The following is a 20,944-nucleotide window of genomic DNA, read 5'->3' as shown; positions in this document are numbered from 1 at the left end:
ACCAAATATATTAATTTTTCAATCACAGATTTTATAATTTGAAAAATAATCTACATAAAAAGATTTTTTATAAATTTAGCTGTTAATTTTTTTAAAACACATGATGAAGTTTGAACTTTATACTGAGGAAAACGATGACAGAACGGTGTATATCACCGGAAATTTCAACAACTGGAATCCTAAAGACACTAAATATCAGCTTAAACAATCGGATCCTAACAATTATTTTATTGAGATCGATAACCAGGTACTTCCATCTGACATTGAATATAAATTTACCAAAGGAGGTTGGGAAAATGTAGAGCTCGACAAATACGGGAGCATTACTCCAAACCGGAAAGCCAGGAAAGAAACAAACAGTATTTCTGATATTGTGGAAAAATGGCGATTCAACTGGGGACCCTTTAAAGATGAGTTTTTCCCGATTGCAGAAATAATCTCCGAGGAGTTTTATATTCCACAGCTTGACCGTTACCGGAAAGTATGGGCTTTACTGCCTTACGATTATTATGTTTCCAATAAAAGCTATCCTGTTTTATATCTTCAGGATGCCCAGAACCTTTTTAATGAAGGCAGCGGCTACGGAAACTGGGAAATCGATAAAAAACTCTCCATTCTTGCCGAATATGGCCGTGGTGATGTTATTGTAATTGCCATAGAGCACGGAAGTGAAGAAAGGATCAAGGAATATATTTTTGATAACGATAATGTTGCAAACGGCTCGGAAGGAAAAAAATACATCCGTTTTATCACAGACACTTTAAAACCTTTTGTGGATGAAAATTACCGTACTAAGAAAGACAGGGAAAATACAGGAATCGGTGGAAGCTCTTTAGGTGCTCTGATCAGCATTTACAGTGGGTTTCTTTATCCCGAGGTTTATTCAAAACTATTAATTTTTTCACCGTCTCTCTGGGTAGAGCCGAATAATAATTTCCCGATGATGAGTTTCAGGGTTCCGTTTAAAACAAAAATTTATTTATACGGCGGCGGGCAGGAAGGCTCAAGAATGGTAAAAAGAATCCGGATCTTTGAAGAATACCTGAAACGATGGGAGAAAAAGAATCTGTTTGATTTTGAATTCCGTACCAGCATCAATCCTGAAGGCACTCACAGTGAATTTTACTGGTCACAGGAGTTTCCGAGAGCCATCGAATGGTTATTCTATGATAACACAGAAAATCCGGTAGAAGTAATCCCACAACAAAAAAGCATTAAAAATTAACCTTATGAAATTAATCAACAAAAAAAATAAAAACTATACCCAGATCTTCCAATTATTCACTGAAGAAGAATGGACAAAAAGGAGTAAAAATTACAATAAAAATATTTCCGCTTTTTTTACAGGGAAAAAATATGAGGTTTTCATTTCTACCGATCATGAAAGCATTATTTATTTTATCGGTTTAGGAAAATACAGTCTGCAGGATTTTGAAATTCAGCAGGTAGCCGGTAAATTTTCACAAGCCCAGAAAAAGAACCTTCAGGCTGTTCCTACATTGGTTCTGGCTGAGTTTATTACTGAAAAACAATTTGAAGAATTTACAAAAGGATTATTGATGGGTACTTACAACTACCCTTTTGATAAGAGCCATCCTTTCTGGAATCCTAAATTTGAGATTCATTTTGAAAGCTTAAGCCAGAAAAAACTGGATCATATTGCCCATAGAGCCGAAGCCATAAGCAACGGACAAATTGCCTGCCAGGACTGGCTGAATAAACCTGCCAATCTTAAGAAACCTGATGTTTTCAGTGCTTATCTTAAAAATTTAGCCAAGAAGTATGCGCTGAAATATACTGCCTTCAACAGAAAAAAATGTGAAGAACTGGGACTGGGCGCTTATCTTGCCGTGAATAAAGGAAGTGCTTACGATGCCGCTTTTACCATTCTGGAATATAAAACGACCGTAAAAAATGCCAAGACGTTTGGCCTGGTCGGAAAATGTGTATTGTTTGATACCGGTGGGATTTCATTGAAAAACCCGGCCAACATGCATTACATGAAATCTGACATGGGTGGTGCTACAGCAGTATTAGGAGCTTTGATCTATGCTGCAGAGATGAAACTTCCGGTGAATATCGTTGCTGTGTTACCAATTACAGACAATGCCATTTCCGAGAATGCTTATCTTCCAAGTGATGTGATCACTGCTTACAATGGCAAAACGATTGAGGTACTCGATACAGATGCCGAAGGAAGAATGATCCTGGCCGATTCACTTTCTTATCTCGCTAAAAATTACAAAACCGATTTTCTAATTGATTTAGCCACATTGACAGGCAGCTCGGTGAGAATGTTCGGTGATACCTGCGGGGCATTGTTTTCCAACAATGAAGGCCTTAAAAACCTTTTGATAAAGACCGGAGATAAAACCAACCAGAGGTTATGGAATCTGCCGTTATGGGACATCTGGAAAGATGATATCCAGTCTGACGTAGCTGATCTGAAAAATATTTCAATGAAGCCGATCGGGGACTGTATTATTGCTGCCAAATTCTTAGAACAGTTTATTGAAGATCATCCTAAATGGGCCCATCTGGATATCGCAGGAGTAGCTTTCGGAAACGTGGGATATGCCCGGGAAAAAGCGGCAACCGGCTTTGGAGTACAGTTATTGGCCGATTTAATCGAAAATTATCACTAAAAATTAGTTTATTACAAAAAAACTCTGTATAATTGGTAGGAGATTCTCAATAGTTCACCATAAATCAAATTTTAACATTAAATAATTAATAGAAATTTGTTTTTATTTTTGAAAATCCACTAAAAATTAAAAAACATTATATGGAGGAGAAAACTATAGTATGTATTTCGTGCTATTACAAGGGCTATGACTTCATGGACGAAATGAAGAAGCTCGGTAATAAAATAATCTTAATAACATCAGAAAACCTTAAAGAAAAAAACTGGCCGTGGCATGCGGTCGATGAGGTGTTTTACATGCCTGAAATAAAGCCTTCCGTCTGGAACCTGGAACATCTGGTTCAGGGGTTTTCCCATCTGATGCAAACCAGGAAAGTGGATGCTGTAGTTGCCCTTGATGACTATGATGTAGAAAAAGCGGCACTGATAAGAGAAACCTTCCGGATTCCGGGTATGGGGCAGACCACACACCGATATTTCAGGGATAAGCTTGCCATGAGACAAAAAGCTAAGGATTCGGGAATTAATGTTCCTGAATTCACAGCAGTTTTCAATAACGATGAGGTGAATGCATTTGCAGACAGGGTTCCGGCACCGTGGGTTTTAAAACCACGCTCTGAAGCTTCCGCATCGGGAATCAAAAAAATCACGTCCAAAGACCAGCTTTGGGAAGCATTGAACGGGCTTGGAGAAGAACGCCATTTTTTTTTACTGGAAAGCTTTAAACCCGGAGATGTATATCATGTTGACAGTTTAACTTTTAATAAAGAAATCACATTTACCTCTGCCTCCAAATACCTTGCTCCTCCCATGCAGGTTTCTCATGAAGGCGGTGTTTTCAGAACAAAAACCTTAGGAAGATATTCTGACGAGTTTAAAGCTCTTGAAGAAGTCAATACAAAGGTGCTTCTGAATTTCGGATTGTTAAACGGTGCCACACATACTGAGTTTATCCGAAGTAAAGATGACGGAAAATGGTATTTCCTGGAAACATCATCCAGAGTCGGAGGTGCCCATATTCCTGATCTTGTGGAAGCTTCAAGCAGCATCAATATCTGGCGGGAATGGGCCAAAATTGAAGATGCCCTTTTAAGAGGTAAAAACTATGAAATTTCCAAACCTACAGGCTATTATGCAGGATTAATCGTTGCTTTGATCAAAGATAAAGAACCGGATTATGAAAAATTCAAATCTGATGAAGTGGTAAAATTCCTTCCGATAGATTACCATGTAGGAATTGTTTATAAATCCAATGATGCTACTGTTGTACAGGAAAGACTGGATTATGCAGCCGAAACAATCAATGCCGATATGCTTAATATCCTTCCGCCGAAAAACAGGCCGAGCAGCTAATATATCAATCATAAATAATTATTTTAAAAATGCCGCAAATAGAACATACCGATTATTATTCACATATATTAGGAATAAGCCTTAAAGTAGAGGTTACAGGACATTACGGACATCCTATTGTGATGTTTCCCACTTCTCAGGGTTTATACACTCAAAATCATGATTTCCATCTTAACGGAAGCATCAACTGGTTTATAGAACAGGGAAAAGTAAAGCTTTATAACATTCAGACCATCGATGGCTGGAGCTTTTATGATGAAAAAATTTCGCCGCAGCAAAGGATCAAAAATTATGAATTGTATGTACAGTTCCTGATTAAGGAATTTATCCCGTATATACAGAAACTTCACAATACCCATCGTGTGGCAGTGGCGGGAGCCAGTTTTGGTGGATATCATGCGGCTAATTTCGCTTTCAGGTTCCCGGATGTGGTATCTCATTTATTCTGTTTGTCGGGAGCTTTCAGTATCCGGAATTTTATGGACGGATATTCTGACGATCTGGTGTATTTTAACTGTCCGAGAGAATTCGTAAAAAATGATGAGTCCTGGAAATACAAGCATATGCACATTGTTCTAAGCACTTCAGATCAGGATATCTGCAAAGATAAAAACCTGGAAATGGCAGGGATCTTAACCGCAAAAGGAATAGATTACTGGTACGATGAAAGAAAATGGATCAACCATGACTGGCCTTTATGGAGAATGGTTTTCCCGACCTTCATAGGTACTTTTTTCTCCTGAAAATTATTTAATTTTAAGATAAAATTTTAATTATAAAAAACCTTAAAAACAACAATTATGACAAAAAAAGTGGGAATTCTATTTGGTATGGAAGATACATTTCCCTGGGCGTTTATCGACAAGGTAAATGAATTGGGTGGCGGAGAGATCATAGCAGAACCTGTACATATCGACAAGCTTGAACAGGGAGCTGATTATGGCTATGCAGTAATCATAGACAGAATTTCACAGGACGTTCCCTTTTACAGAGCCTATCTTAAAAATGCAGCCGTTAACGGAACCTATGTGATCAATAACCCGTTTTGGTGGAGTGCTGATGAAAAGTTTTTCAACAATGCCCTGATGTCTAAACTGGGAATTCCGTTGCCAAAAACAGTTTTACTGCCTTCACATGAAAGGCCGACCAATACATCGGAAACGTCGTTCAGAAATTTAAAGTTCCCGCACGATTGGGAATACATTTTCGATTATGTAGGATTTCCGGCTTATATGAAACCCCATGACGGCGGCGGATGGAGAAATGTGTACAGAGTTGAAAATCCTGAAGACCTGTGGAATAAACTGGGCGAAACGGAACAACTCGTCATGATGGTACAGGAAGAAATTATTTTTGACGATTACTACAGAGTATACTGTTTGGGTAAGAAATACGTTCACATCATGCCTTACGAACCGAGAAACGCGCATCATCTGAGATATGCAACCACTCATCAGACCGAAGATGAAGAACTGGAAAAATTATTAAAAACCATCCATGATTACACCATTAAAATGAATGAAGCTTTAGGATATGATTTCAATACGGTAGAATTTGCAGTAAGAGACGGTATTCCTTACGCGATAGATTTCTGTAATCCTGCCCCTGATGCTGACATCAATTCTGTGGGAGAAGAAAACTTCGCATGGATCGTAGAGCACGCCGCTAAACTTGCCATTGAAAAAGCTAAAGAATATGTTCCCGGAAAACCGAATATCTCCTGGGGAACTTTTGTAAAGGACTCTGTAAAATAAAATATTGTAAAAAAACACAAAACATGCATCAATTTACTATAGGCATCGAAGAAGAATATCAAATCATTGATGTCGAGAGCAGAGACCTGATCTCTCATGTTTCTAAAATTATTGAAGGCGGCAAAGCGGTTTTAAGTGAAAATTTAAAGCACGAAATGCACGAATCCATGATTGAAATGGAAACGGGAATTTGCCAAAACATTCAGGAAGCCAGAGCCGAACTTACGAACCTAAGAAGACACCTTATCAATACAGCTCATGAACAGGGCCTTCGTGTTTCAGGAGGTGGAACTCATCCATTTTCAAACTGGGAACATAATACCATCACCAATGGTGAGCGTTACAATAAGATCGTAGACGATATGGGTGATGTTGCCCGTGGAAACCTTATCTTCGGACTGCATGTACACATCGGAATTCCGAACCGTGAAGAAGGTGTAAGGATTCAGAATGTAATGCGTTACTTCCTGCCCCACGTTTATGCATTGTCGACCAACTCACCTTTCTGGATCGGACGAAATACAGGTTTCAAATCCTACAGACAGGAAATTTTCGTTAAGTTTCCAAGGACCGGAATTCCCAGCTATTTTAATTCTCTGGCAGAATTTGACAGCTATGTAGATCTTCTGGTAAAAACGGGAACCATAGATAACGCTAAAAAAATCTGGTGGGATCTTCGCGTTCACCCGTTCTACCCGACTATTGAATTCAGAATCTGTGATATGCCGTTAAGGATAGATGAAACTGTTTGTATGGCTGCCATCATGCAAAGTCTGGTTGCTAAAATTTATAAGCTTCATCAGCAGAATCTAAGCTTCAGAAGTTACAGAAGGCTATTACTCAATGAAAATAAATGGCGTGCTTCCAAAAGCGGAATTGAAGCTCATCTGATTGATTTCGGAAAAGAAGAATCAGTTCCGTATCCGCACTTATTAAAAGAACTTCTCGAGTTTATAGATGATGTGGTGGATGATTTAGGTTGTCGGAAAGAAGTAGAATATGCATGGACGATTCTGGAAAACGGAACCGGCGCAGACAGACAGCTGAAAATTTTCAATGAAACAGGAGACCTGACAAAAGTGGTTGATTATATGATTTCTGAGACGGAATACGGGATCACACACGGCGAACCTGCTTCATAATATTTTTGGTAACTTTGTAAAAAATATGATGTAGTATGAAAGATATTCGAATTGCTTTGCTTGATATGAACAACAATCATGTTAATCAGGGCTTTAGAAATATAAAAGAAATTTCTGAAGCATTTCAGCAAAGTTCTGATGAGAAAGTAATCATCAATACGTTTGATGTAAGATATAAAGATGAAATTCCGAACATAGAAGATTTTGATATTTTCATCTCTTCCGGAGGTCCCGGAAATCCACATAGAGAAGGCTTTGAATGGGAAACGAAATATGCAGACTTTTTAAATTCTGTTTACGATCATAATAAGTACAGCGAAAATAAGAAATACCTGTTCTTGATCTGTCATTCTTTTCAGTTGGCAAGCATTCATTGGGATTTAGGGAACATCTGCAAGAGAAAATCTTATTCTTTCGGGGTGATGCCGGTGCATAAGACAGAAGAAGGTGAAGAGGAATTTTTATTCAAAAACCTTCCGAATCCTTTTTACGCCGTTGATTCAAGAGCTTTTCAGTTTATTGAACCCAACCTTGACCGTTTTGAAGAATTGGGAATGAAAATTGTGGCGATAGAAAAATTCCGTCCGCATATCAACCTGGAAAGAGCAGTGATGGCCATTCGTTTTTCAGAAGAGATTTTCGGGACCCAGTTTCACCCGGAAGCCGATCCTGCAAGCATGCTTGAAAACCTGAAAGATGAAAAGAACAAAGATGCGATGATTGAAAACTTCGGAATGGAAAAATATCTTGAAACATTAGACAGAATGGATGATGAAGATAAGATCATCCTTACCCGCAGCCAGATTCTTCCGAGGTTCCTGCAGTTTGCAAAAAAAAACATTTTGAAGGAAGCGGAAGTATTGGCTTAAAATAAAAATTACAACAACTATCCATACAGAAATCGAGCAAAATTGCTCGATTTTTTAAAATCACAAAGAAAAAGAATATGATCCCAAAATACAGAAAACAATTTAACCGCGAATTTTCACAAGAAAAATACAGTCATTTCAAAGAAATATTAAAACAGAAAAGTGGTCTGGAACCTTCTTTCAGGGTTTCCGAAAGCCCGATTTTCCTTACTAAAGAATTTGAAAATAAACTGATTGATGCCAGTGAAAGCATTATAGATCAGATCAAAGCGATACCCTTTGAAACCCTTCAAAAAGCAATTCCTGATAGCTGCAGAGTTCCCAATGATACTCATCAACCTCATTTTTTCACGATAGATTTCGGGGTATGCAGGAGTGAAAACGGAGAAATAGAGCCACAATTGATAGAGCTTCAGGCTTTTCCCTCTTTATATGCTTTTCAAAAAGAATTAGAGGAAACCTTCTGCGAGGTATACCCGTTTATTTCTGAGATTAAGAATAAAATGCCCCATGAGGAATTTAAATCGTATTTAAAAGAATTGATTGTCGGAGATGAAAACCCTGAAAATGTAATTCTTCTTGAGATCTTCCCGGAAAAACAGAAAACAGTCATTGATTTTGTCTTTACTGAAAAATTATTGGGAATAAAAACCGTTTGTCTGACCCAAGTAAAAAAAGAAGGCCGAAAATTATATTACGAGAACAACGGCAGACAAATTGAGATCAAAAGAATCTACAACCGTGTTATTTTTGATGAGTTGGAAAGAATTCCCGATCTGAAAACCGAGTTTGATTTCCGTGAAGAAGCAGATGTAAAATGGATCACCCATCCGAACTGGTTCTTTAAAATTTCAAAGTTCCTTTTACCGCTTCTGAACCATCAGTTTGTTCCGAAGAGTTATTTTCTACACGAGTTTCCAGACAGTGAAAATCTTGAGAATTTTGTTTTAAAACCTTTATTTTCATTTGCAGGAAGCGGTGTGAATTTAAATCCTACCAAGGAAATTACAGACGCTATTGAAGACAAAGAAAACTATATTTTACAGAGGAAAGTAAGCTACGAACCTATTTTTGAAGATATCAACGGTGAATTCTCAAAAGCTGAGATCCGTTTATTATACATCTGGCGTGAAAATGACGAACGCCCCATTCTCCTGGAAAACCTGGGCAGAATGACCAAAGCAGCCATGGTAAACGTAGATTTTAATAAGAAAGATGCCATCTGGATCGGCAGCTCGAATGCCTTTTTCGGAGATGAATAAAAATTCCTAAATTAGCATCTTATGGAAGATAAATCAGTATTCAAAGAATTTGATACCCAGGATTTCCCTTTACGCCGAAGGGATTTGTTACCGTTATGGATCAAAATTTTCATATGGATATTTCTTTTTACGGGAATAGCAGGCGTTCTCCTGTTGGCTTTTGGATTTTTCCTTGATGACACCGATTTATCTATTTACGGATTGAGCACCACCAGACCTTACAGTCTCATTGGCTATGTTATATCTTTTATATTTATTTTTAAGGGAATTGTCTCTTACGGACTTTGGTTTGAAGAAAAATGGGCTCCGAAAGCAGCAATGGCAGATGCCATACTCGGATTTATCATCTGTGGAGTTGTCATGTTTGTTTTACCGTTCACGTCATCAACTAATTTCACCATCCGGTTTGAAATTATTCTTCTTATTCCTTACCTGCAGATCATGCGGAAAATTGAAAACAAATGGATTAACCTAAAATAAACAAACCTCCGAAATTTCGGAGGTTTGTTGTTTATCTATGATTTTCATCAGATCTTATCATCTTCCAGCAATTCTCTTGCCTGGTATTCCTGTACCAGATCAATAGCATTGGAGATCACATCGCTTAATGCAGTAATAAATGTACCTTCTTCTGCCATTCCTATCGCATGTTTTAGAGCTTCAATTTCTTTAGGAATGATTTCATAGCTTACATCCTTTCCTGCTTCATTAATCCCGTCTATGATCAGTCCGTTGATTTCTTCTTCTTTTCTTCCGCGGAGGTGCTTTTCATTTCGGATGATAATATAGTCAAACATTCTTCCTGCTATTTTCCCACACAGTTTGATATCTTCATCTCTTCGGTCACCCACTCCGGAAATAATACCTATTTTTTTAGTAGACTCCACATTTTTCAGATAATCTTCAATAGCTTCATATCCGGCCGGGTTATGGGCAAAATCAATTAAAACTTTAAAATTTTTGAACTTAAAAATATTCAGTCTGCCCGGAGTAAGCTGCGCACTTGGAAGAAATGTCCTCAGGGAATTGGAGATATCTTCAATCCCAAAACCGTATAAATAACATGCTAAGCTGGCTGCCAGAACATTTTCAATCATAAACCTGGCTTTCCCTTCCATGGTGATCGGGAAGTCTTTTGCTTTTCCGATTCGTATTTTCCAGTCGCCTTTTTTAATGGTTACAAACCCTTCTTCATGCACACAGGTGATCTTTCCTTCTTTTGCAAACTTTCTGATATGCGGATTATTTTCATCCATGCTGAAGATCGCAACATTGCTGTCGAGATCATTCACTATTCTCATGGAATATTCATCATCAGCATTCATTACGCTCCAGCCACTTTTCTTTACACTGTCAAGAACCACTCTTTTTACTTTGGTAAGGTCCTTCAGATTGTGAATATCATTCATTCCTAAATGATCTTCTTTGATGTTGGTTAGAACTCCGATATCACATTGGGAAAAGCCTAAACCAGAACGCAAAATCCCGCCTCTGGCAGTTTCCAGAACGGCAAATTCTACCGTGGGATCCTTCAATACAAATTCAGCCGAAAGGGGTCCTGTGGTATCTCCTTTTGTCAGCATTGTATTTTGAATATAAATCCCGTCGGAAGTCGTAAAGCCTACTCTATAACCGTTATTTTTAACGATATGGGAAATTAATCTTGTCGTGGTGGTTTTACCGTTAGTTCCTGTTACCGCAATAATCGGGATGGTAAAAGGTTTTCCCGGAGGATAAAGCATGTCTACAACAGGAGCTGCTACGTTTCTCGGAAGTCCTTCACTCGGAGCCAGGTGCATTCTGAATCCCGGTGCTGCATTTACTTCGATGATAGCGCCGCCGCTTTCTTTAAGTGGCTGGGTAAGATTTTCCGCCATAATATCGATTCCGCAAACATCAAGGCCTATAATTTTAGAGATCCTTTCCGCCATCGTGATATTTTCCGGATGTATCATATCGGTAACATCAATGGATGTTCCTCCTGTAGAAAGATTGGCCGTTGATTTCAGATAAACGATTTCTCCTTTTTGTGGAACAGTTTCAAGGGTATACTGAAGTTTTTCCAGAAGCTCAAGTGTATCTTTATCCACTTCTATTTCGGTCAGTACATTTTCGTGTCCGTAACCTCTTCTCGGATCTTTGTTTTCTTTTTCAATCAGCTGCTGAAGACTATGCTCACCGTCACCCACAATATGGGCAGGTACTCTTCTTGCTGCTGCAACCATTTTATTATCAATTACCAAAACCCTGAAATCATATCCGGTAATGTATTTTTCTACAATTACTTTCTTTGAATATTTCTGAGCATGTTCCAATCCTATTTTCGCTGTTTCCCAATCATTGACATTGATGGATGAACCTTTTCCGTGGTTTCCATCCAAGGGCTTCAAAACGATAGGATAATTTATTTTTTTGATAACTTTTTCCAGATCTTCTTCATCGACCACCAGATCTCCGATCGGAACCGGAATGGCAGCATCGTGAAGCATTTTTTTCGTCAACTCTTTATTGCATGCAATATCTACAGCAATTGAACTGGTTTTCCCTGTAATTGTTGCCTGAAATCTCTGCTGATTAACTCCATATCCGAGCTGTACTAAAGAATTGGTTCCTAACCGGATCCAGGGGATCCTCCGGGAAACCGCTTCTTCAACTATACTTCCGGTTGAAGGGCCCAGACGTACACGTTCTCTGATTTCTTTTAATTTATGAATACAGGCTTCAAGATCATATTCTTTGCCTTCAATTAAAGCTTCCGCAATTTTTACAGCTTCTTCAGCAGCATAAATTCCTGCATTTTCTTCAATATAATTAAATACAACGTTATAAATTCCCGGTGATTTTGTTTCGCGGGTTCTTCCAAAACCTACATCCATCCCTGCCAGAGTCTGGATTTCCAAAGCAATATGTTCAATCACATGTCCCATCCACGTTCCCGTTTCCACACGATGGAAAAAACCGCCTTCTACTCCTTCCGAGCATCTGTGTGTGAAAAGTGACGGAATGAGTTTTTCGATCCTTTCTCTGAATCCTTCAATTTTATTGGTAGGGAAATTTTCCATCTCTTCAAGATCCAACCTCATCTGTATCAGTTTCTTCCTTCTTATACTCCAGATATTAGGACCACGTAATGCCTGTATCTTCTCAATTTTCATAGTCAATTTGCATTTTCTTAGTTAACAATAACTTCTTCTAAAATCAAAGATAATGTAAAAGCATAAACAAAACCATAGCATGCTTAAAGATTTATCAAAAAAAGGTTAAATAATATTAACAATTTTAAAATCCTCAAAATCAATTTAAATGCTATTGATATTTCGTTAAATATTAATTATTTTTTAACTTTGTGTCCTATGATGAAACCCGTTGGAAAATTAATTGTTATCGGAGGTGCTGTAAATAAAGGAAGCTTTGCAGAAACCGATTTTGACCAAAATATAGAGAAAAACCTGAACTTTTTTGAAAGAGGTATTTTACGAAAAATAATCAATGAATCTAAGCATAAAGAAAATTCTGTAATAGAAATTATCACTACCGCTTCACAAATTCCTCAAATCGTAGGAACTGAGTATAAAAAAGCGTTTGAATTTCTGGGTGCTAAAAACGTAAATATTCTTGATATCCATAACCGTGAAGAAGCCAATTCTGATGCAATGGTCGCAAGAGCCAGTGCTGCAGATGTGGTCATGTTTACCGGTGGAGATCAGCTAAGATTAACATCGATTCTCGGTGGGACAAGATTTCACGATACCATTTTACTGAAATACCAGGAACAGGATTTTATTTATTCCGGAACTTCTGCCGGAGCTGCTGCTGCATCAGAAAACATGATCTATCAGGGAAGCAGCTCTGAAGCTTTGTTAAAAGGAGAAATTAAGACTACACAGGGGTTGGGACTTATTGATAACGTCATCATTGATACTCACTTTGTACAGCGGGGAAGAATCGGACGTCTTTTCCAGGCTGTGGTCAATAATCCGAGAACATTGGGTATCGGTTTGGGTGAAGATACCGGACTTTTTATCTATAACGATGTAATGACAGCAGTAGGTTCGGGCCTTGTCATTATTGTGGACGGAAGATTTATAAAAGATACCAATCTCACCAATATCAATCTGGGTGAGCCGATTTCTATTGATAATTTAACGGTACACGTCATGTCGATGAATGATCATTATGATCTTACCACCAAAACACTGACGATAGAAAACTCGCAGTTTAACCCGATTCCACAAGACAAGTAAAGAAGTCAATTGTCAATGGTGAACGGTGAATTTTACCAACAAATATTTTTATATTAAACTTTAAAGTACGATTCACGATTCACAATTGATTATATAAATACAATATGAAAATAATCATCCACGGTGGTTTTTTCTCTGAAAGCGATCAGAGCCACGAAGTAAAAACTGCCAAACAAAATTCTTTGAAAAATATAGCTCAAAAGGCTTTTGAATATCTTCAGTCGCATTCTTCTTTTGATACGGTTGCCTATGCGGTCTCTCTTCTGGAAGATGATGAGCTCTTTAATGCAGGAATTGGTTCTCAGATTCAAAGTGACGGAGTGATTCGTATGAGCGCGGCCATTATGGATGGTGAAACTCAGAAATTAAGCGGAGTGATCAATATCCGGGATGTAAAAAATCCGGTTTTTGTAGCAAAGGAATTAATGAAAGAGGATGACAGGGTTTTAGGCGGAAACGGAGCAAAAAAATATGCTTCAGAACATGGCTTTGAAAACTTTTCTACTGAAATTCCTCAAAGGAGAAAAGAATATGAAGCAAAGCTGAATAACGGCGGAAAAGGAACGGTAGGCTGTGTAGCCATCGATAAAGATGGTAAACTGGCCGTAGCAACTTCTACCGGCGGAAAGGGCTTTGAAATTCCGGGAAGAATTTCCGATTCGGCTACTGTGGCTGGAAATTACGCCAATTCATTCTGTGCTGTAAGCTGTACCGGTGTAGGAGAAGACATTGTGAGCAATGCTACCGCAACAAAAATTGTAACAAGGGTAACCGACGGAATGAGCCTTGAAAATGCTTTCAGTAAAACTTTTGAGGAGCTTAAAACAATTGACGGGTTTGCAGGGGCCATTGCTATTGATAAAAACGGAAACCTTTTCCATCAGGATTCTTATCCCACTATGGTTTTTGCAAGTTTTGATGGAGAAAATTTTGAAGTTTTCAATTAATTTAACATTATTTTATCATTCAATCTTTTTTTTTGGCACGCATTTTACATGTTTACTTATATAACAAATTTTATATTAACTTAAAAAATAGAAATCATGGGAAATAAAACAAACGGCTTACTGGCTTTATTAGGTTTAGGTGCTTTGGCATATTGGAAATATAAAAAATCGACTCCGGAGCAGCAACAAGCGGTAAAGGATAAAATTAACAATGCTAAGGACAATCTTAACAAATGGGGAAATGATATTAAGAGTAAGGCAAATGATGTAGCTTCCCAGGTGCAGTCTAAGGTTGATGAGGTAAAAACAAAAACTGAAGATTCTTTAAATTAAGACTAGTTTTTTTTAACATTCATATATAGAAAGTCATCGTAGTATACTATTACGATGACTTTTTTTGTGCTGAAATCCCATAGACCATCGGTACCTTATTTCCGAATTTTTCTATCCGCCATTTTCCTTTTTCAAACTCTGTTATATGTTTAAAGCAGGGATAAGGTGACCAATCAAACTCCTGAAACTTTTCGATTTCCAAGTTATTTTTAATTAAATTCTGAAGCACTTCCGCCAGGGAATGATTCCACATGACATATTCCTGCACAATATCGGCAGAACGGTCGACATAGGTTCCTTCATAGGTTTCTACAATCGGTTTTTCATTAAAATAGTTATAGCCTACCCTTTCAAAATCATCATCAAACATCCAGATTACAGGATGAAATTCGGCCATTACAAATTGTCCGCCGGATTTTAGAAAATGATGAATCACATTTGCCCATTGATCCAGATCGGGAAGCCAGCCTATGGTTCCGTAGCTTGTAAAAACGATATCATATTTCTGATCCAAAACATTCGGAAGGTTGTAGACATCCGAACAGATAAATGCTGTGTCGGTTCCACTTTTTTCAGCCAGATCTTTTGCCGCTTCAATCGCTTTATCCGACAAATCTATTCCGGTAACTTTTGCGTCTAACCTCGATAAGGAAATGGAATCCTGACCAAAGTGGCACTGCAGATGAAGAATCGTTTTTCCTTCAATATTTCCCAAAAGATCCAGTTCAATTGAATTCAAGGAGCTTTTCCCATTTAAAAATTCTTCCACAAAATAGAAATCCGATTTCAAATGAGGTTCTACTTTCGCATTCCATGAATTTTTATTGATTTCAAGATAATTTTCCATAGTTTTCTATCATATGTTTTCATATCAGAGATTCATTTAAATTTATAGGGTAACTTTTTAATAATCCTGATATAGTCGTTTTGAATATCCTTATTTTTATCTACAGTTTTTCAAGAAGTTTAGCCTTTTGTTCTAAGAATTCCTCTTCAGTTAGAACCCCATTTTCTTTAAGCTTTCCCAATTGTTCCAGCTGATCTAAAACTGAAAGTTCTGTTTTAGGTTGAAAATACTCTTTCGGACGCGACATAAAATCTCTTGTTTTTTCGCAGAACAATTCTGCTTCATACTTGCCTACTCCGTCTATTTCAACAATATCTCCTGAAACATTAATATCTATCGAAGCCAGCATCAGCTCTTTTTCATATTGTATTGAAGTGATTTTATCGTACGAAAAATCTTCCACTTTTAATCCGTAGAGCATTTCTTTATCAACAAAAACCAGTCTTCTGTCTGTAGCCACTAAAATAATGTGATGTTTGGTGGTTTTATTTCTGCCTTCAACCAGATAAACTATTCTTTCGTCCGTTGAAAGTACGTTGGGTAATTCCCGAATCTCTTTTCTGGCAAAAAATGTAGGATTGATATCCAGTTTTTCCAGTTCGTCTTTGATTTCGTCAAATCTTGATCTCTCGCTCATAGTAATAGTTTAAGAGCCTAAATTACTATTTCTTTACGAATATTATTTCATTCAGGTCAAAAATTTAAACCTTCCCGGGAATCACGATTGATGTATAAAAAGTATAAAGCTCCCAGCCTAATGATTCGTATAAAACTTTGCCTTCTTCGGTTGCCACGAGAAAATTATTTGAAATACCTTTTGATAAAGCAATTTTTTCAAGTTCTTTCATCAGGAAAGAAGCAAGACCTTTTCTTCTGTGATTTTTTTCAGTAGAAATCCGGTCATAGATCGCCAGATCATCAACAATGACAATGCGCCCTATTGAAGCTAATTCTCCTGTTTTAGTCAGTATTTTAACAACAGACGTTGAATTGTAATGATCATATTCCAATTGATAATCCTTATGCAAACTAACATTGGAAATACGCATAGGCTGAAAGCAGGACATCATATAGCCTTGTGGCTGAACTTCCCATTTATCAGGGATATTATTTTTGAATTTATCAGAAGAAGTACAGACTTTCAGAAACACCCAGGGCTCATTAATCGATTTTGCCAGTTGAATGAAATCTTCATTGGGTTCAGCGAATACATAACGGAATTTCTGTTCAGGATCTCCAACCTCAACTTTAAATCCTGATTTATATCTTACGGCCAAAGGTTTATTTCTTGACAGAGACCAGCCTTTGAGCCATTTTTCTATAATATCTGAAGAAATTTTTTCTTTCATTTTTCATCAGAGTTATATAATAATTACAAAGGAGGCTGTCTCAAAAGTCATATGAGTTGGCTTTTGAGACAAACTTCTTTTTATTTTTTATCCTAAAAATTCTTCAAGGGAAACTGTGTTCTGTTCTCCAGTTTCAAGATTTTTAAAGGTTACTTTTTTATTTTTAATTTCCTCTTCGCCTAAGAAAACAAGATTCTTGATTCCTTTCTTTTCTGCATAGGTAAACTGTTTGTTCAGTTTTGCATTTTCAGGATAGAGTTCTGCAGAAATTCCTTTTGCTCTCAGCTGCATAATCAATCTTAAAGCTTCCAGCGTTTCGTCGCCTCCAAAATTAGCAAAGAGATATTCTACATTAGATGAAGCTTCTTCAGGGAAAAGTCCCAATTCTTCCAGCACCAGATAAATTCTGTCTAATCCGAAAGAAATTCCGATTCCCGGGATATTTTTCACTCCAAAAACTTCAGTAAGGTTATCATATCTTCCGCCACCTCCGATAGAGCCCATCTGCACTTCATCTGCCTTCACCTCAAAAATAGCTCCTGTATAATAATCAAGTCCTCTTGCTAATGTGATATCAAAGACTAAATTTTCTATATTCACGCCAAGGCTTAAAGACTGTGTCAGTACAAATTCCAGCTCTTCAACACCTTTTAAACCGGTTTCATTTCCAGCAAATTTTTCTTTAAGCTGAAGAAGGTTTTCCAAAGCATCATCAGACTGGGTAAACAAAAAATCCAGTTTATCAATAGATTCCTGAACAATTCCTCTTTCCAATAGCTCTTTAACAACACCTTCTTTTCCTATCTTGTCTAATTTATCAAGAGCTACGGTAAAATCTATCAGTTTATCGGTAATTCCGGCATATTCTGCGAGACCGGAAAGGATCTTCCTGTTGTTGACATGAATGGTCACCGGAACTTTCAGGTCTGAAAACGATTTTAAATACAGCTGAACCAGCTCTACTTCCTGTAAAAGGCTTTCGCTCCCTACAACATCTGCATCGCATTGATAGAACTCTCTGAATCTTCCTTTCTGAGGACGGTCTGCTCTCCAAACCGGCTGAATCTGGTATCTTTTATAAGGGAAGGTTAATTTCCCATGATTCATTGCTACAAATCTTGCAAAAGGTACGGTAAGGTCATAACGAAGAGCTTTGTCTGAAATCTGGGAAGTTAATTTCTGATGGCTTTTATTTTCCCAGTCTTCCTGATTTACTTTAGAAGTATAATCTCCTGAATTTAAAATTTTAAAAATAAGGCGATCACCTTCTTCTCCATATTTCCCCGTTAATGTAGAAAGATTTTCAAAGCTTGGTGTTTCCAATGGCTGAAATCCGAATAATTCAAAGTTATGCTGTAAAATATTGATGATATATTTTCTTCTTGAAACTTCCTGTGCTGTAAAATCTCTCGTCCCTTTTGCTAAACTTGGTTTCATTTTATAATTGATAATGATAAGTATTTGCAAAAATAAGGAATTGAAAGGACTTTTAGACCACAACATAAAAGCCGGAGAAATAATTTCCTCCGACCCATCTGAATGGCCTCATCATTTGTGCGTTAGAACCATTCTTTTAAATTCAGACATTCTCCAGGATTTCCAAGATCTCTTCGCCGTAATTTTCTATTTTGTGCTTTCCGAAGCCTTTAATATCCAGCAATTCTTCTTTTTTAGCAGGCTTATATTTAGCGACAGACATCAGCTCTTTATTACTGGCTATAAAATAAGTAGGCAGGTTTTGTTCTTTGGCTTTTTCAGACCGCCATAATTTTAAAGCACTCAGAATCTTTTCTTCATCAGAGCTCAGCACATCATTTTCTGCTGAATATTTGATCGTTTTTGATTCTTTAACACTACCGGCTGGCTCTGATTTAAGCTCATCAAAATACAATACTACCGACCAGTAATTTTCATCATTTACAAAAGCAGTTTCCACTTTTATAATCTCATGCCCGGCAAGAAAATGATCCAGAGATTTTTGGTCTTTGTGTAAAAACTCTTTGTCTAATCTTATCGTAAAAACTTTTATTTTCATCATCTGCGTTTTTAAATTAGTATTATTTACCTCCTAAGAGCAGAATCTCATCGACTCTGATTTCAGTTATATATTTCTTTACCCCATCTTTATCATCATAAGATCTGTAGGTCAGTTTTCCTTCAACAGCAATCTCCTTCCCTTTCGGAACATATTTCTGAAAAATTTCTGCAACTTTTCCAAAAGCTACGAGATTGTGCCATTGTGTTTCTTCCACTTTTTCACCTTTTGCATTGGTGTAGTGATCGCTTGTTGCCAAAGACACACTTGCTTTTACATTTCCGTTATCGAAGTTTATCATTTCAACTTCTTTTCCTGTGTAACCAATTAATGTTACTTTGTTTCTTAGTGACATAACTATATTTTTTTAAGATTAATAATTCAGATCAGAGACGTTCACTGTTTTCTCAAATCTCTGTTGCAAAGATTGTAGAACCCACAAACTAAAGTCGGTATAAAACTATTTAAATTCATTTGTAGTCGTTTGTAAATGGATAATATTTATTCAATGTCCTTAAAATCTTCTTTCTTCATTTCTATTTAAATTTCACTGACTCATTTTAAAAATGTGGTACTAAAGACTATCTGGAAAGATTAACATATTCCCAGCCGTTTGAAAACGGATAATTCTGTATCTTTGGCTAAATATCAATTTATGAAAAGGGATATCAATATTTTTGAGTTTCCTCTCAATTTGGGACTTACAAAAAAAGAACACGAAATTGAGCCCGGCGTTAAAAAGCTTCCGGATTGGCTTAGAAAATTTGATTTTCATAAAAGAATTGATCCTAAAAATATTTTCAGGCTGGATTCACCGGAATATTCAATGGATTTTGATGAGGAAACGGGTGTTAAAAATTCTGATAAAATTATTGAGTATGCTAAGAAACAAGCAGAACTTATTCTTAGGCACTATGATAAAAATACCTTCAACATCATTCTCGGAGGTGATTGTAGTATTTTAATAGGAAATGCAATTGCCCTGAAACAGCTCGGAAATTTCGGACTTTTTTATCTGGACGGGCATACGGATTTTATTCCGCCAAGACTTTCTCCGAGTGGTGGTGTGGCAGGAATGGATCTTGCTATTGTTTCCGGAATGGGGCATGAAAAGCTCACCAATATCTACGATCTCAAACCTTATTTTGCTGAAGAAAATATATTTTGCGTCGGAAATGCAGAAACAGATGATGAAGAATATGTGGAACAGATTCTAAATTCTGAGATTCATTATTTCGATATTGAAAATCTCAGGAAAAACGGTTTCAGAAAAACCTCTGAATATTTTTTACAATTAGTAATCAACAAAAATCTGGATGGTTTCTTTATTCATTTTGATGTTGATGTTTTAAAAGATGAAATTATGCCAGCCGTCGACAGCAGAATGGAAGACGGGATTGATTATGACCATCTTAAAGAAATTCTGCAGCCTCTTATGAATGATGACCGGTGTTTCGGAATTGAAATTACTATTTTAGATCCCGATTATGATGAAAGCGGCTATTATACCAAAATTTTTGTGGAGAATTTAATTCAACTGATCAATAACTAAAAAGAATAAATGAAGAAGACCTTAAAAAGAACCTTCAGGGTTTCAAAATATGTGATTTATAAAGAAACGCTTGTAGATTATAAAGAGCATTTCTGGTCATTTCTGGGAGCATTTTTTGGGATCGGAATTATCGCATTCATCCAATCGCATTCTTTATTACAGGCTGAAAACATATTCCTGATCGGCTCTTTCGGGGCGTCAAGTGTCCTGATTTACGGGGCAATTCAAAGTCCACTCGCTCAGCCCAGAAACCTTGTTGGTGGACATGTTATCTCAGCATTGGTAGGGGTTACGGTTTATAAAATATTTCCGGATATTCTCTGGTTGTCTGCTCCGTTGGCAGTTGCTTTTTCCATTGTACTGATGCAATATACCAAGACCCTTCATCCGCCGGGTGGGGCAACAGCCCTGATTGCCGTGAGCTCTACCGGAAAAATTCCTGAATTGGGATATTGGTACGTCATCTCTCCTGTTTTATCAGGCTGTATTATCTTACTGCTGGTAGCATTATTTTTCAATAATATGACCCCAAACAGAAGCTATCCTACCCATACCAGGTTTATGAAACTGCTGAAGAAAAAAAAACTTGCCCACAAAATGAAAAAATAAATCG

21 protein-coding genes are annotated in these 20,944 nt (G+C 37.2%); 14 read left to right on the top strand and 7 right to left on the bottom strand.

Translation table 11 applies throughout. The features are described 5' to 3' along the window. Positions 1-103: 103 nt before the first annotated feature. From AB8P06_RS14045 to AB8P06_RS14005, 9 genes are all read left to right on the top strand, one after another. Positions 104-1,225: an alpha/beta hydrolase-fold protein gene (locus tag AB8P06_RS14045; protein ID WP_369842829.1), complete on the top strand. Its 1,122-nt coding sequence runs from the start codon at positions 104-106 to the stop codon at positions 1,223-1,225. Positions 1,226-1,229: 4 nt separating this feature from the next. Continuing rightward, entirely contained in the window at positions 1,230-2,645 is a 1,416-nt protein-coding gene (locus AB8P06_RS14040; protein ID WP_369842678.1) for a M17 family metallopeptidase, read from the top strand. A 140-nt stretch (positions 2,646-2,785) separates the two neighbouring features. Further along, a complete protein-coding gene (locus AB8P06_RS14035; protein ID WP_369842677.1) occupies positions 2,786-3,997 on the top strand; it encodes an ATP-grasp domain-containing protein in 1,212 nt (403 codons plus the stop codon). A gap of 29 nt (positions 3,998-4,026) precedes the next feature. Further along, positions 4,027-4,740 (top strand): alpha/beta hydrolase-fold protein, encoded by a 714-nt coding sequence (locus AB8P06_RS14030; RefSeq protein WP_369842675.1) that lies wholly within the window; start codon positions 4,027-4,029, stop codon positions 4,738-4,740. 57 nt (positions 4,741-4,797) lie between these two features. Continuing rightward, positions 4,798-5,751 (top strand): ATP-grasp domain-containing protein, encoded by a 954-nt coding sequence (locus AB8P06_RS14025; protein WP_369842673.1) that lies wholly within the window; start codon positions 4,798-4,800, stop codon positions 5,749-5,751. Positions 5,752-5,774: 23 nt separating this feature from the next. Further along, positions 5,775-6,893 (top strand): carboxylate-amine ligase, encoded by a 1,119-nt coding sequence (locus tag AB8P06_RS14020; RefSeq protein ID WP_369842671.1) that lies wholly within the window; start codon positions 5,775-5,777, stop codon positions 6,891-6,893. A gap of 35 nt (positions 6,894-6,928) precedes the next feature. Next, complete coding sequence (locus AB8P06_RS14015) at positions 6,929-7,762, top strand: type 1 glutamine amidotransferase (RefSeq protein ID WP_369842669.1); 834 nt, start codon at positions 6,929-6,931, stop codon at positions 7,760-7,762. Between the two features lie 77 nt (positions 7,763-7,839). After that, positions 7,840-9,024: an ATP-grasp domain-containing protein gene (locus AB8P06_RS14010; protein ID WP_369842667.1), complete on the top strand. Its 1,185-nt coding sequence runs from the start codon at positions 7,840-7,842 to the stop codon at positions 9,022-9,024. A gap of 21 nt (positions 9,025-9,045) precedes the next feature. Next, positions 9,046-9,504 (top strand): hypothetical protein, encoded by a 459-nt coding sequence (locus AB8P06_RS14005; protein WP_369842665.1) that lies wholly within the window; start codon positions 9,046-9,048, stop codon positions 9,502-9,504. Positions 9,505-9,551: 47 nt separating this feature from the next. Here AB8P06_RS14005 and cphA read toward each other — a convergent pair whose 3' ends face one another. Next, positions 9,552-12,179 carry a cyanophycin synthetase gene (gene cphA, locus AB8P06_RS14000; protein ID WP_369842664.1) on the bottom strand — a complete coding sequence of 876 codons (2,628 nt, stop codon included), beginning with the start codon at positions 12,177-12,179 and terminating at the stop codon, positions 9,552-9,554. Positions 12,180-12,380: 201 nt separating this feature from the next. Between cphA and AB8P06_RS13995 the strand changes: the two genes are divergently transcribed. The 3 genes from AB8P06_RS13995 (at position 12,381) to AB8P06_RS13985 (ending at position 14,548) form a co-directional block, all read left to right on the top strand. After that, entirely contained in the window at positions 12,381-13,268 is an 888-nt protein-coding gene (locus tag AB8P06_RS13995) for a cyanophycinase (RefSeq protein ID WP_034669712.1), read from the top strand. 104 nt (positions 13,269-13,372) lie between these two features. Next, the gene (locus tag AB8P06_RS13990; protein WP_369842663.1) at positions 13,373-14,215 is read left to right on the top strand and encodes an isoaspartyl peptidase/L-asparaginase; all 843 of its coding nucleotides are present in this window, start codon (positions 13,373-13,375) and stop codon (positions 14,213-14,215) included. 96 nt (positions 14,216-14,311) lie between these two features. Beyond that, positions 14,312-14,548, top strand: a complete 237-nt coding sequence (locus AB8P06_RS13985; RefSeq protein WP_369842661.1) for a YtxH domain-containing protein — start codon at positions 14,312-14,314, stop codon at positions 14,546-14,548. Between the two features lie 49 nt (positions 14,549-14,597). Here AB8P06_RS13985 and AB8P06_RS13980 read toward each other — a convergent pair whose 3' ends face one another. The 6 genes from AB8P06_RS13980 to AB8P06_RS13955 all read right to left on the bottom strand — a co-directional run bounded on the left by AB8P06_RS13980 (position 14,598) and on the right by AB8P06_RS13955 (position 19,134). Further along, the gene (locus AB8P06_RS13980) at positions 14,598-15,395 is read right to left on the bottom strand and encodes a class I SAM-dependent methyltransferase (protein WP_369842659.1); all 798 of its coding nucleotides are present in this window, start codon (positions 15,393-15,395) and stop codon (positions 14,598-14,600) included. A gap of 100 nt (positions 15,396-15,495) precedes the next feature. After that, entirely contained in the window at positions 15,496-16,032 is a 537-nt protein-coding gene (locus tag AB8P06_RS13975; RefSeq protein WP_369842658.1) for a PH domain-containing protein, read from the bottom strand. 64 nt (positions 16,033-16,096) lie between these two features. After that, positions 16,097-16,744, bottom strand: coding sequence for a GNAT family N-acetyltransferase (locus AB8P06_RS13970; protein WP_369842656.1), 648 nt, complete (start codon positions 16,742-16,744; stop codon positions 16,097-16,099). A gap of 87 nt (positions 16,745-16,831) precedes the next feature. Further along, entirely contained in the window at positions 16,832-18,181 is a 1,350-nt protein-coding gene (gene hisS, locus AB8P06_RS13965; RefSeq protein WP_369842654.1) for a histidine--tRNA ligase, read from the bottom strand. Positions 18,182-18,323: 142 nt separating this feature from the next. After that, positions 18,324-18,782: an HRDC domain-containing protein gene (locus AB8P06_RS13960; protein WP_369842652.1), complete on the bottom strand. Its 459-nt coding sequence runs from the start codon at positions 18,780-18,782 to the stop codon at positions 18,324-18,326. A 19-nt stretch (positions 18,783-18,801) separates the two neighbouring features. Then, positions 18,802-19,134, bottom strand: a complete 333-nt coding sequence (locus AB8P06_RS13955; protein WP_369842650.1) for a single-stranded DNA-binding protein — start codon at positions 19,132-19,134, stop codon at positions 18,802-18,804. A 300-nt stretch (positions 19,135-19,434) separates the two neighbouring features. Here AB8P06_RS13955 and AB8P06_RS13950 point away from each other — a divergent pair, with 300 nt between their 5' ends. Further along, positions 19,435-20,331, top strand: coding sequence for an arginase family protein (locus AB8P06_RS13950; protein ID WP_369842648.1), 897 nt, complete (start codon positions 19,435-19,437; stop codon positions 20,329-20,331). 9 nt (positions 20,332-20,340) lie between these two features. Beyond that, positions 20,341-20,940 (top strand): HPP family protein, encoded by a 600-nt coding sequence (locus AB8P06_RS13945; RefSeq protein WP_369842647.1) that lies wholly within the window; start codon positions 20,341-20,343, stop codon positions 20,938-20,940. The last annotated feature ends 4 nt before the right edge of the window (positions 20,941-20,944 follow it).

Origin of the sequence: Chryseobacterium tongliaonense (genome assembly GCF_041224435.1) — a bacterium.
Lineage (GTDB): Bacteria > Bacteroidota > Bacteroidia > Flavobacteriales > Weeksellaceae > Chryseobacterium > Chryseobacterium tongliaoense.
The sequence above is the reverse complement of the archived record's forward strand: the minus strand, read 5'-3'. Positions and strand labels throughout refer to the sequence as shown.

Excerpts from the sequence above, each read along its gene's own strand:
- AB8P06_RS14040 (WP_369842678.1), top strand. The coding sequence starts at position 1,230 with ATGAAATTAATCAACAAAAAAAATAAAAACTATACCCAGATCTTCCAA.
- AB8P06_RS14035 (WP_369842677.1), top strand. The coding sequence starts at position 2,786 with ATGGAGGAGAAAACTATAGTATGTATTTCGTGCTATTACAAGGGCTAT.
- AB8P06_RS13950 (WP_369842648.1), top strand. The coding sequence starts at position 19,435 with ATGAAAAGGGATATCAATATTTTTGAGTTTCCTCTCAATTTGGGACTT.
- AB8P06_RS13970 (WP_369842656.1), bottom strand. The coding sequence starts at position 16,744 with ATGAAAGAAAAAATTTCTTCAGATATTATAGAAAAATGGCTCAAAGGC.
- AB8P06_RS13975 (WP_369842658.1), bottom strand. The coding sequence starts at position 16,032 with ATGAGCGAGAGATCAAGATTTGACGAAATCAAAGACGAACTGGAAAAA.
- AB8P06_RS14025 (WP_369842673.1), top strand. The coding sequence starts at position 4,798 with ATGACAAAAAAAGTGGGAATTCTATTTGGTATGGAAGATACATTTCCC.
- AB8P06_RS14015 (WP_369842669.1), top strand. The coding sequence starts at position 6,929 with ATGAAAGATATTCGAATTGCTTTGCTTGATATGAACAACAATCATGTT.
- AB8P06_RS13985 (WP_369842661.1), top strand. The coding sequence starts at position 14,312 with ATGGGAAATAAAACAAACGGCTTACTGGCTTTATTAGGTTTAGGTGCT.
- AB8P06_RS13990 (WP_369842663.1), top strand. The coding sequence starts at position 13,373 with ATGAAAATAATCATCCACGGTGGTTTTTTCTCTGAAAGCGATCAGAGC.
- AB8P06_RS14005 (WP_369842665.1), top strand. The coding sequence starts at position 9,046 with ATGGAAGATAAATCAGTATTCAAAGAATTTGATACCCAGGATTTCCCT.
- AB8P06_RS13955 (WP_369842650.1), bottom strand. The coding sequence starts at position 19,134 with ATGTCACTAAGAAACAAAGTAACATTAATTGGTTACACAGGAAAAGAA.
- AB8P06_RS13960 (WP_369842652.1), bottom strand. The coding sequence starts at position 18,782 with ATGATGAAAATAAAAGTTTTTACGATAAGATTAGACAAAGAGTTTTTA.
- AB8P06_RS13980 (WP_369842659.1), bottom strand. The coding sequence starts at position 15,395 with ATGGAAAATTATCTTGAAATCAATAAAAATTCATGGAATGCGAAAGTA.
- AB8P06_RS14045 (WP_369842829.1), top strand. The coding sequence starts at position 104 with ATGAAGTTTGAACTTTATACTGAGGAAAACGATGACAGAACGGTGTAT.
- AB8P06_RS14020 (WP_369842671.1), top strand. The coding sequence starts at position 5,775 with ATGCATCAATTTACTATAGGCATCGAAGAAGAATATCAAATCATTGAT.
- AB8P06_RS14010 (WP_369842667.1), top strand. The coding sequence starts at position 7,840 with ATGATCCCAAAATACAGAAAACAATTTAACCGCGAATTTTCACAAGAA.
- cphA (WP_369842664.1), bottom strand. The coding sequence starts at position 12,179 with ATGAAAATTGAGAAGATACAGGCATTACGTGGTCCTAATATCTGGAGT.
- AB8P06_RS13945 (WP_369842647.1), top strand. The coding sequence starts at position 20,341 with ATGAAGAAGACCTTAAAAAGAACCTTCAGGGTTTCAAAATATGTGATT.
- AB8P06_RS13995 (WP_034669712.1), top strand. The coding sequence starts at position 12,381 with ATGAAACCCGTTGGAAAATTAATTGTTATCGGAGGTGCTGTAAATAAA.
- hisS (WP_369842654.1), bottom strand. The coding sequence starts at position 18,181 with ATGAAACCAAGTTTAGCAAAAGGGACGAGAGATTTTACAGCACAGGAA.
- AB8P06_RS14030 (WP_369842675.1), top strand. The coding sequence starts at position 4,027 with ATGCCGCAAATAGAACATACCGATTATTATTCACATATATTAGGAATA.